Annotated in this window: 8 protein-coding genes; 2 read left to right on the forward strand and 6 right to left on the reverse strand. The window is 71.4% G+C overall.

All coding sequences use genetic code 11. The features are described from left to right. Positions 1-109: 109 nt before the first annotated feature. From ACFYYH_RS14785 to ACFYYH_RS14810, 6 genes are all read right to left on the reverse strand, one after another. Positions 110-1,135 (reverse strand): LacI family DNA-binding transcriptional regulator, encoded by a 1,026-nt coding sequence (locus ACFYYH_RS14785; RefSeq protein ID WP_388550417.1) that lies wholly within the window; start codon positions 1,133-1,135, stop codon positions 110-112. Continuing rightward, the gene (locus ACFYYH_RS14790; RefSeq protein WP_388550419.1) at positions 1,135-2,559 is read right to left on the reverse strand and encodes an arabinose isomerase; all 1,425 of its coding nucleotides are present in this window, start codon (positions 2,557-2,559) and stop codon (positions 1,135-1,137) included. The genes ACFYYH_RS14785 and ACFYYH_RS14790 overlap by 1 nt, the downstream gene beginning before the upstream one ends. 117 nt (positions 2,560-2,676) lie before the next feature. Next, positions 2,677-3,762, reverse strand: a complete 1,086-nt coding sequence (rhaS, locus tag ACFYYH_RS14795; RefSeq protein ID WP_388550422.1) for a rhamnose ABC transporter substrate-binding protein — start codon at positions 3,760-3,762, stop codon at positions 2,677-2,679. A gap of 122 nt (positions 3,763-3,884) precedes the next feature. Further along, on the reverse strand, positions 3,885-4,955 hold the full coding sequence (locus ACFYYH_RS14800) for an ABC transporter permease (RefSeq protein WP_388550423.1): 1,071 nt from the start codon (positions 4,953-4,955) through the stop codon (positions 3,885-3,887). Next, positions 4,939-5,988, reverse strand: coding sequence for an ABC transporter permease (locus ACFYYH_RS14805; RefSeq protein WP_388550426.1), 1,050 nt, complete (start codon positions 5,986-5,988; stop codon positions 4,939-4,941). Before ACFYYH_RS14805 ends, ACFYYH_RS14800 begins: the two co-directional genes overlap by 17 nt. Continuing rightward, positions 5,985-7,508 (reverse strand): sugar ABC transporter ATP-binding protein, encoded by a 1,524-nt coding sequence (locus ACFYYH_RS14810; RefSeq protein ID WP_388550428.1) that lies wholly within the window; start codon positions 7,506-7,508, stop codon positions 5,985-5,987. The genes ACFYYH_RS14805 and ACFYYH_RS14810 overlap by 4 nt, the downstream gene beginning before the upstream one ends. Before the next feature lie 280 nt (positions 7,509-7,788). On the opposite strand from ACFYYH_RS14810, the gene rhaI reads away from it, so the two are divergent. Further along, positions 7,789-8,958, forward strand: a complete 1,170-nt coding sequence (gene rhaI / locus ACFYYH_RS14815) for an L-rhamnose isomerase (RefSeq protein WP_388550431.1) — start codon at positions 7,789-7,791, stop codon at positions 8,956-8,958. A 79-nt stretch (positions 8,959-9,037) separates the two neighbouring features. Continuing rightward, positions 9,038-11,089 (forward strand): bifunctional aldolase/short-chain dehydrogenase, encoded by a 2,052-nt coding sequence (locus ACFYYH_RS14820; protein WP_388550434.1) that lies wholly within the window; start codon positions 9,038-9,040, stop codon positions 11,087-11,089. The last annotated feature ends 168 nt before the right edge of the window (positions 11,090-11,257 follow it).

Raw genomic sequence — 11,257 nt, forward strand, 5'->3', positions numbered from 1 at the left:
GAGGGGCCGCCGCCCACCCGGACGATCCGGCCACCCCGGGCACAGGGCTGCCCGGGAGCGGCCCCGGAGCCGCCCGCGCGGTGCCCGGAACAGCTCCGCGGACCCACCGTCAGCCACGCGTACGGGAGAGCGTGGAATCACGCACCACGAGTTCGGGCTGCAGCACGATACGCCGGTGCCGGTGGCCCGCCGCCCCGTCACCGGTCTCCTCGATGAGCAGTTCGGCCGCGGCGCCGCCGAGCCGGAAGGCGGGCCGGCGCACGGAGGTCAGCGGTACGGCCGCGGCGGACGCGAACTCGATGTCGTCGTAGCCGACGAGCGCCATCTCCCCGGGCACCCGCACCCCCGCGTGGTACAGCGCCTGGAGTACACCCAGCGCGAGCAGGTCGTTGGCGCAGAACACCGCGCTCGGCCGGGGCGCCATGCCCAGCAGCCGCGCCCCGGCGTCCCGGCCCGCCGCCACATCGAGCCGGGCCGCCTCGACATGGCGGAGCGATGTGGGCGGCAGCCCCGCCTCGGCGAGGGCCAGCAGCGCTCCCTCCCGGCGGTCCTGACACTGCGCGAGCCGCATCGGGCCGCTGACGTACGCGATATCGCGGCATCCGCCGCGCAGCAGATGGCGCACGGCCATGGCGCCGCCGGTCACATCGTCCACCGAGACCGAGCAGCCCTCGGCGCTGGGCACGACACGGTCGACGAGGACGAACGGGATGCCGTGGCGGCGGAACGCGTCGAGATTGCGGCCGCTCGTGTCGGCCGGGGTCACCAGCACACCCCGGACCCGCTGTTCGGAGAACATCGTGAGGTAGGTGGCCTCCTCGGCCGGGTCCTCCGCGCTGTTGCAGAGCATCACCCCGAGCCCGGCGGCGCGTGCCGAACGCTCCGCGCCCGAGGCCACCGCCACGAAGAAGGGGTTGGCCATGTCGAGGACGAGCATGGCCAGAATGCGGCTGCGGCCCGCGCGGAGCTGGCGCGCGGACTCGCTGCGTACATAGCCGAGCCGTTCGATGGCGGACCGGACGCGCCGGCGGGTCTCCTCCGTGACGGTGTCGGGGCGGTTGATCACATTCGAGACGGTGCCCACCGAGACACCGGCCGCCCCCGCCACATCCTTGATCCCGACCGGCCGCCGCATCAGACGGCGACCTCCACCAGGTCCAGGCCGGCCAGACCGGAGAGCGCGCGCAGCTCCGGCAGCAGCCGGCCGGTGGCCAGGGCCCAGTGATGACCGACCCCGCTGGCGCTCCAGGCGTCGGTCCACTCCCCCGGGTCGCAGCCGAAGTCGACGCGGGAGGTGGTGTTGCCGATCTCCAGATGCGGGCCGGGGACGACCTCTCCCTCGGCGGCGACCAGCCGGTACCGGCCGTCACGGCTCTGTCCCACCCCGAGCAGGGTGACGGGCCCGTGCCGTACGTCGAACTCGACGGAGACGCCCCAGCCCCGCTTTCCGTGGTAGACGCCGAGACCGCGCAGCAGGGGCTTGCGCTCGCTGATGGCGAGATGGCCGGGGCCGTCATGGCCCATCTCGACGGCGCCCGCCGTGAAGTCCAGCGCCTGGAGTTCGGTGAAGGACCCGCCGGCACCGAGGCGGTCGGCGATCAGCATGGCGAGCGAGGTGCGCAGTTCGTACTCGCCGCAGGCCGGGATCCCGCGGGCGGTCAGCAGGGAGGAGCCGAGGATCATGCCCGCGCCGAGCCGCTCGTGGATCTCGCCGTCGAGCCCGCGGTGGTAGTACGCGAGCGAGTCCAGGTCGAAGTCGGCGACGAGCCGGTCGAGTCCGACGCAGACACGTGCGGCCCAGCGCAGATCGTCCTCGGCCACGGAGTCGGCGAGGTCGAAGACCTCCCGGGTCTCGTCGAGCTTCGCGGTGAGTTCACCGTCCGCGACCTGCTCGACCCGTACGCGCAGATCGTCGAACTCGACCACCTCGACATGGCCGCCGAGATGCGCGGGGACCATGGTGAGGTCGGTGGAGACGTCGTACATACCGGGGTACAGATGCCCCATCAGACCGTGCCGGCCGTGACGCAGGACGGAGCGGACGCCCGCGGCGCGGATCCAGCGGCCGATGCGCTGCCAGGCCCGCTCGTCCTCGAGATGTCCGGAGACGGAGCGGAAGGGGACACCGACGCGTTCGAAGGCGTTGGCCATCTCCGGCAGCGGACAGGCACCGCAGTACGCGAGCCACTGTCCGGTGTCGAAGGAGGCGTGGTCCATGGAGGGCGTGGGCTGGAGGTTGATCATCAGGACAGGCGCACCACCGCGCTGGGCGACGGGGACGAGCATGGTCGCCGTCATATAGGTGGTGAGGAAGCCGACGATCAGATCGCAGTCGGCGGCGCGCAGTTTCTCCGCCGCCTCGGCGCCTTCCTGGGCGTCCGAGATGAAACCGGCGTCGATGACCTCGGCGTCGAACTCCCGCAGACGCGCGGTGACCCGCTGCGCGGACCGCCGTAGCTGTGGCAGGAGATCGGGGAACTGCGGCCAGTAGGCGCCCAGGCCGCCCGCGACCAGCCCGATCCTGGGCTTGCGGGCGACGGCGGGGGTACGGACGGTCATGGCGGCTCCGTGGTCGGGATCCGGCGTCCGGAACTCGAACTGTCCGGACGTGAGCGTGCGGGACATGAGCGTGCGGGACGTGCGCTGCCCGGAGGCCGGGGGCCGGACATCGCGGGGTCAGAAGTCGAACGCGTCGATGTTGTTCCTGTCGAAGACGGTCGGCTCGCCGAGGATGACCTCGCCGTCCTTCCCGACCGTGTACTCGCCGAGCCTGCCCGCCTTGAACTTCTCCCCCTCGGCGCCGGTGATCTGCCCCGATGCCAGGGCCGCGGCCGCGTACGACCCCAGATAGCCCAGCTCCTCGGGGTTCCAGAGCGAGAACTGCTCGACCGTGCCGTCCTTGACGTACGAGCGCATCTGGTTGGGCGTGCCGAGGCCGTTGAGGACGACCTTGCCCTTGTACGAGGAGTCGCTGAGATAGCGGGCGGCGGCGGCGATCCCGACGGTGGTCGGCGAGATGATGCCCTTGAGGTCCGGGTAGGCCTGGAGCAGGCCCTGCGTCTGCTGGAAGGACTTCTGGTCCGCGTCGTCGCCGTACGCGACCTTGACGAGCCGCATGTTCCGGTACTGGGGCCGCTTCAGCTCGTCCTTCATGAACGCGATCCAGGTGTTCTGGTTCGTGGCGTTCTGGGTGGCCGAGAGTATGGCGATCTTGCCCCGGTGGCCGATCTGTTCGCCGAGGTGCCGGACGAGACTGCGGCCGATCTCCTCGGAGCTGGCCTGGTTGATGAAGAGCTGGCGGCAGTCCTTGGCGGTGTCGGAGTCGTACGCGACGACCTTGATGTCCTTCTTCATGGCCTGCTTGAGCGGGCCGCACACCGCGTTCGGGTCGTTGGCCGCGATCAGGATGGCGTCCTGGCGCTGCTGGATGAGGGTGTTGATGTACGAGACCTGGGAGGAGGCGCTGGCGTCGGAGGGGCCGACCTCCTTGCCGGTGGCGCCGTACTCGGCCGCGGCGGCCATGCCGGCCTCGTCCACGATCTTCTCGTACGGGTTGTTGATCTGCTTGGGCAGGAACGCGAGCTTGAGGCCCTTCTTCAGGGGCGCGTCCGGATTGGCCGCGGCGGCGGTGCCCGTCCGCGCCGAGTCCTTCTCCGTGCTGTCCTTGGTGGTGCCCGAGCAGGCGGTCAGGGCGACGGCGAGGGCACAGACGGTGGCGGCGGTGGCCGCCGTGCGGCGCCGGGCGGCGGTACGGATGATCATGACGGGCGTGGCCTTTCGGGAAGTACGGCGGGGGCTCGGGGAGGTGCGGGGCTGAGCGCGGTGCGGGTGCCGGTCTCGGCGCGGGTGCGGGTGGGTGTAGGTGCGGGGCGCCGCGGTGGGGCTCAGGGCCCGGACGTGCCGCCGGCCGCGCGCCGGTGGCGGCGCTCCACCACGGCCGCCACGACTCTGGGGGTGAGGACCGAGGCGACGAGGAGCAGCCCGGTCACGATGACCTGGACCTCGTTGGGCACATCGTTGAGCGTGAGCAGGTTCCTGAGGACCCCGATCAGCAGCACACCGGCGACCGCGCCGAAGAGCGTGCCCTTGCCGCCGTCGAAGTCGACGCCGCCGAGCAGGACGGAGGCGATGACGAGCATTTCGAAACCGAGGCCGTTGTCGGCGCGCGCGCTGCCGTACCGCAGGGTGAAGACGATCCCGGCGAAGGCCGAGAACACCCCGGTGACCACGAAGAGGATCAGCTTGAACCGCTTGACCCTGATCCCCGCGAAGTAGGCGGCCTCCTCCTGCGCGCCGATGGCGAAGAGCGACCGGCCGAAGGAGGTGGAGTGGAGCAGTACGGCCGTGGCGACGGCCAGCACGAGGAACAGGGTGACCGGATAGGTGAGGAAGGTGCCGGGGATCGTGGTGGTGTCCACGGCCCAGTCGGCGTACACCCGCGGGAAGCCGGTGACGGCGTCACTGCCGAGCACGACGGAGGCGAGTCCCCGGTAGAGGGCGAGCGTGCCGATGGTGACGGCGAGCGAGGGCAGTCCCACCCGGGTGACCAGCCAGCCGTTCAGCAGTCCGCCCGCGACTCCGGCCAGCAGCACGACGGGCACGATCAGTTCGAAGGCCCAGCCCGCGTTCCACAGCGCCCCGGTCAGCGCGCTGCCGAGGCCCAGCATGGAGGCCACGGACAGATCGACCTGTCCGGCCACCACCAGCAGGGTCATGGGCAGCGCGATCAGGGCGACTTCGGCGATGTCGTTGAAGGCGAAGGCGAGATTCCCGCCGGAGGCGAACCCGTCGGTGGTGCCGAGGCCGGTCACGAAGACCGCCACCAGCAGGGCGCCGACCGCGGTGTCCCAGCGCAGCCCCACCGTCCTGACGACCTGTCCGGCCGTCGTGGGGCGGGGCTCGGGCGCGCTGGCCCGGGGCCGGGGCGCGGTCTCTGTCTCAGGCGCCGTTCCCATGGCGGGCGCTCCTCTTCCTCAGTGCGGCTGTCATACGCAGGGAGACGATCCGGTCGACGGTGATGGCCGCGAGCAGCAGCGCGCCGGTGATGGCGCCCTGCCAGAACGCGTCGACCCTCAGCACGACCAGGGCGCTGCCGATCGTGGTGAGCAGCAGCGCGCCGAGCGCCGCGCCCCAGACCGTGCCCGTACCGCCCGTGATGGCGACTCCGCCGACGACCACGGCGCTGACGACGGTGAGTTCCCAGCCGTGGGCGTTGTCCGCGACGACAGTGCCGAAGCGGGCGAGCCAGAGGGCCCCGGCGAATCCGGCCACGGCTCCGGAGAAGGCGTACGCGCCGAGGATCCTGCGGCGGATCGGTACGCCCGCGAGCCGCGCCGCCTCCGGGTTGGAGCCGATCGCGTACAGCTCGCGTCCCGACCGGTAGCCGCGCAGATAGAAGGCGGTGAGCGCGAGCAGCGCGAGCGTGATCAGCGGAAGGTACGGGACACCGAGAACGCTGCCGCTGCCCAGGTCGAGTACCGGCTCCGGGATGTCGTTGGCGCTGATCTGCTCGCCCTGCGCCCACCAGTAGTCGAGGCCCTGGATGATGTAGAGCATCCCCAGGGTGACCACGAGCGCCGGGACCCGGCCGAAGCTGACCAGTGCGCCGCTCACCAGGCCGCAGCACACCCCGAGGGCGGCTCCGAGCAGCATGACGGTGAGCACGCCGTGGTCGGTCCCGGCGACGAACTTGCCGCAGGCGAAGGCGGAGAGCCCGACGACGGAGCCGACCGAGAGGTCGATGTTGCGGGTGACGACGACCACGGACTGGCCGACGGCCAGCAGGACCAGGATGGAGGCGTTGAGGAGGAGGTCCTTGACGCCCTGGTCGTCGAGGAAGCGCGGGTTGGAGAGCCAGGTGCCGAGGACGAGCAGCGCGAGCGCTCCGGCGATGCTGATCTCCCGGGCCCGGAACACGGCATCGACGAGCGAACGCGCCGAGCGTTCGTCCCGGCCCGCGTCGGCGGGCCTGTCCAGCAGGGTGGTCATGCCGCCGCCCTTTCAGCGCGTCCGGTCGCGGCGGCCATCACCGTCTCCTCGGTGGCCTCCGCGCGCGGGATCTCGGCGGTGAGCCGGCCCTCGTGCATCACGAGCACCCGGTCGGCCATGCCCAGGACCTCGGGCAGGTCGGAGGAGATCATGAGGACGGCGAGTCCGTCCGCCGCCAGGGCGGAGAGCAGCCGGTGCACCTCCGCCTTGGTGCCGACGTCGATGCCCCGGGTGGGTTCGTCGACGATGAGGACGGCCGGTTCGGTGGCCAGCCATTTGGCGAGGACGACCTTCTGCTGGTTGCCGCCGGAGAGCACACCGACGGGATCGGCGAGGCGGTTGTACCTGAGCTGGAGGCGTACGGCCCAGTCCGCGGCCCTGCCGCGTTCCAGTGCCCGGCGCACCAGGCCGCCCCTGCCGAGCCGGCCCAGCCCGGTCAGTCCGATATTGCGTTCGATGGACATCTCCATCACCAGTCCGCGCAGCCGCCGGTCCTCGGGGACGAGCGCGAGTCCGGCGTCCATGGCCGCGGTCGGTGAACCGGCGGGCAGGATCCGTCCGCCGGCCTCCACCGTGCCCGCGTCGGCCCGGTCGACACCGAAGACGGCCTGGGCCACCTCGCTGCGCCCCGCGCCGACGAGCCCGGCGAGGGCGACGATCTCACCGCGCCGCACCTCGAAGGAGATGTCCCGGAACACCCCTTCCCTGGTCAGCCGGCGCACCGACAGGGCGGTCTCCCCCACCGCCGCCGGCTGCTTGGGGTACAGCTCGCCGAGATCGCGGCCGACCATGCCGCGGACCAGATCGTCCTCGGTGAGTCCGGCCAGCGGCTCGGAGGAGATCAGGCGGCCGTCGCGCAGGGTGGTGACCCGCTGGCAGAGCTCGAATATCTCGCCGAGCCGGTGGGAGATGAACAGGACGGCGGCGCCCTCGGCCCGCAGGGTCCGCACGACGGAGAAGAGCCGGGCGGTCTCACCGCCCGTCAGCGCCGCGGTGGGCTCGTCCATGATCAGGACTCGCGCGTCGAAGGAGAGCGCCTTGGCCATCTCGACGATCTGCTGGTCCGCGATGGAGAGCCCGCGCGCGGGACGGTCGGGGTCGAGTCCCACGCCCAGCCGCTGCATCAGGGCGGCGGTGGACTCCCGTACGGCCCGGCGGTCGATCCGGCCGAGGGAGCGCCGGGGCTGACGGCCCATGAAGATGTTCTCCGCGATCGACAGATCCGGGAAGAGCGTCGGCTCCTGGTAGATGACGGCGATACCGGCGTCGCGGGCGTCGGCCGGACCGTGGAAGACGACGGGGCCGCCGTCGAGGAGCACCTCTCCGGCATCGGGCCTGTGCACCCCGGCGAGCGTTTTGATCAGGGTGGACTTGCCCGCGCCGTTCTCCCCCGCGAGCGCGTGCGCCTCGCCGGGGAACAGTCGCAGGGAGACGTCCCGCAAGGCCCGTACGGCGCCGAAGGACTTGCTCACATCCTTCAGGGCCAGGACCGGGGCGGGGCCCGGGGCGGGCTGGTTCATGAGGGCTCCTCGGCGGCGGGGGCCGATGGCAGCACCCGCCGTGAAAGGTTTCAATGAGGTTGCACGGAAGCTAAACGGCGTTCCGGCGCGGCGTCAATGGGCTGCGCTCGACATTTTCGGGTGAATTCACAGGGGTGCGACCCGAACAAATGGCGGTGTCGCACGGAGGGTTGACACCTCTGGGCGGCTCCCATAACTTCGCCGCGATGAAACGATTCATAAGGAATCGTGGCACCGACTCCGGCTCGCCCGCGAGTCCGCACCACGGGAGCGCTGAGATATGACGGGTCGATCCGCCGAGACCGCTGTGAAGGCGGCGCTGAAGTCACAGGCTGTCGAGACACCCTCCTGGGCGTTCGGGAATTCCGGCACCCGGTTCAAGGTGTTCGCCCAGCCCGGTGTGCCGCGTACCCCCGCCGAGAAGCTCGCGGACGCCGCGCGGGTGCACGCGCACACCGGTGTGGCCCCGACCGTGGCGCTGCACATCCCGTGGGACCGGGTGGACGACTACGGCGTACTCGCCGCCCGCGCCCGGGAGCTGGGCCTGCGTATTGGGGCGATCAACTCGAACGTGTTCCAGGACGACGACTACAAGCTGGGCTCCGTCACCCACCCGGACCCCTCCGTACGCCGCAAGGCGCTGGGGCATCTGCTGGAGTGCGTGGACGTCATGGACGCCACCGGGTCGCGCGATCTGAAGCTCTGGTTCTCCGACGGGATCAACTACCCGGGCCAGGACGACATCTCGGCGCGTCAGGGCCGGCTCGCCGACGCGCTGTCGGCGGTGTACGAGCGGCTGGGGAACGACCAGCGGATGCTGCTGGAGTACAAGTTGTTCGAACCGGCCTTCTACGCCACGGATGTGCCGGACTGGGGGACGGCGTACGCGCACTGCCTCAAGCTGGGGCCGAAGGCGCATGTGGTCGTGGACACCGGACACCACGCGCCGGGCACCAATATCGAGTTCATCGTGGCGGTGCTGCTGCGCGAGGGGAAGCTCGGCGGGTTCGACTTCAACTCCCGTTTCTACGCGGACGACGACCTGATGGCCGGGGCCGCTGATCCCTTCCAGCTCTTCCGGATCATGTACGAGGTGATCAGGGGCGGCGGGTTCACGGCGGGGACGGCGTTCATGCTCGACCAGTGCCACAACATCGAGGAGAAGATCCCCGCGATCATCCGGTCGGTGATGAATGTGCAGGAGGCCACGGCCAAGGCGCTGCTGGTGGACGCGGAAGCGCTGGCCGCGGCCCAGCGCGCCGGGGACGTACTGGCGGCGAACGCGGTGCTCATGGACGCCTTCAACACCGACGTCCGCCCGCTGGTGGCGGAGGTCCGTACCGAACTCGGCGCGGACGCCGACCCCGTCGCCGCGTACCACGCCTCCGGCTACGGCAAGAGAATCGTCGCCGAGCGGGTCGGTGGCACCCCGGCCGGCTGGGGCGCCTGAGGCGCACCGCCCCGCCTCACCACCGTGCCCGAACCGGCTCGATCCGGCGACGTCCGCATGTATCTCACCGAGGGACACCATGACCGACCAGCCTCATCTCCATCCGGTGGCGGCCGAGCTGCTCGACCGCTCGCACCGGCTCGGCGCCGATCCGCGCAACACCAACTACGCCGGCGGCAACACCTCCGCGAAGGGATCCGCCACCGACCCCGTGACCGGCGACGACGTCGAACTGATGTGGGTCAAGGGCTCGGGCGGTGATCTGGGCACCCTCACGGCCGGCGGGCTCGCCGCGCTGCGGGTCGACCGGCTGCGCGCGCTGGCCTCGGTCTACCCGGGTGTGGCGCGCGAGGACGAGATGGTCGCCGCGTTCGACTACTGCCTGCACGGCAAGGGCGGGGCCGCCCCCTCCATCGACACCGCGATGCACGGGCTGGTCGACGCCCCCCATGTGGACCATCTCCACCCCGACTCGGGCATCGCCCTGGCCTGTGCGGCCGACGGCGAGAAGCTCACGGCCGAGTGCTTCGGCGACACCGTGGTCTGGGTGCCCTGGCGCAGGCCCGGCTTCCAGCTCGGTCTGGACATCGCCGCGGTGAAGGAGGCCCACCCCCGGGCGATCGGCTGTGTGCTCGGCGGCCATGGCATCACCGCCTGGGGCGCCACCTCGCAGGAGTGCGAGCGCAACTCCCTGCACATCATCCGTACCGCCGAGGCGTTCCTCGCCGAGCGGGGCGGCAACGAGCCGTTCGGTCCCGTCCTGCCGGGGTACGAGCCGCTGCCCGAGGACGAGCGGCGGGCGAAGGCGGCGGCGCTGGCCCCGCTGATCCGCGGCCTGGTCTCCACCGACCGGCGCCAGGTCGGCCACTACACCGCCACGGAGGCGGTCCTCGACTTCCTCTCCCGGGCGGAGCATCCGCGGCTGGCCGCCCTGGGCACCTCCTGCCCGGACCACTTCCTGCGGACCAAGGTCCGTCCCCTGGTGCTCGATCTGCCGGCCGGGGCGCCGCTGGAACGGATGAAGGGACGCCTGGCCGAGCTGCACTCCGCCTACCGCGCCGAGTACCGGGCGTACTACGAGCGGCACGCGGCGCCGGGCTCCCCGCCGATGCGTGGGGCGGATCCGGCGATCGTGCTGGTGCCGGGCGTGGGCATGTTCTCCTTCGGCAAGGACAAGCAGACCGCGCGGGTCGCCGGTGAGTTCTATCTCAACGCCGTCCAAGTGATGCGCGGCGCCGAGGCCGTCTCCTCGTACGCGCCGATCGAGGAGTCCGAGAAGTTCCGTATCGAGTACTGGGAGCTGGAGGAGGCCAAGCTGCGCCGGATGCCCGCGCCGAAGGCGCTGGCCGCCCGGGTCGCCCTGGTGACGGGGGCGGGCTCGGGGATCGGCAGGGCGATCGCCCACCGGCTGGCCGCCGAGGGCGCGTGTGTGGTGATCGCGGATCTCAACGCCGGGAGCGCGGCCACGGTGGCCGGGGAGCTGGGCGACACCGACACGGCCGTGGCGGTCACCGTCGATGTGACGGACGAGGAGCAGATCAAGGCGGCCTTCGACGCGGCCGTCCTCGCCTTCGGCGGGGTGGATCTGGTCGTCAACAACGCCGGTATCTCGATCTCCAAGCCGCTGCTGGAGACCACCGCGCGGGACTGGGACCTCCAGCACGCCATCATGGCCCGGGGCTCCTTCCTGGTCTCGCGGGAGGCGGTCCGGGTGATGACCGATCAGGGATTCGGCGGCGACATCGTCTACATCGCCTCCAAGAACGCGGTGTTCGCGGGTCCCAACAACATCGCCTACTCCGCGACCAAGGCCGACCAGGCCCATCAGGTACGGCTGCTCGCCGCGGAGCTGGGCGGGCTCTCGATCCGGGTCAACGGCGTCAACCCCGACGGGGTGGTGCGCGGTTCGGGGATCTTCGCGGGCGGCTGGGGGGCCGAACGGGCCGCGGTGTACGGCGTGGAGGAGGAGCGGCTCGGTGAGTTCTACGCCCAGCGGACGCTCCTCAAACGGGAAGTGCTGCCGGAGCATGTGGCCAACGCGGTGTTCGCCCTGACGGGCGGGGATCTCAGCCACACCACGGGGCTGCATGTGCCGGTCGACGCGGGGGTGGCGGCGGCGTTCCTGCGCTGACGACGGCGCGGGGGCCGGGCGGGGAGCGGACCGGGCGCCCGCCGTCCCGGCCGTCCCTCCCCCGCCCCTCCCCCCCCGTTATGTTTTCTGTGGTCCTGCAAGAGGGCCGCTGGCCTCCGGGCTCGGCATGACTGTTGCCCCCTGTCGAACGGATGACCTGGGGGGTGG

Source organism: Streptomyces sp. NPDC002018, assembly GCF_042890865.1.
Taxonomy (GTDB): domain Bacteria; phylum Actinomycetota; class Actinomycetes; order Streptomycetales; family Streptomycetaceae; genus Streptomyces.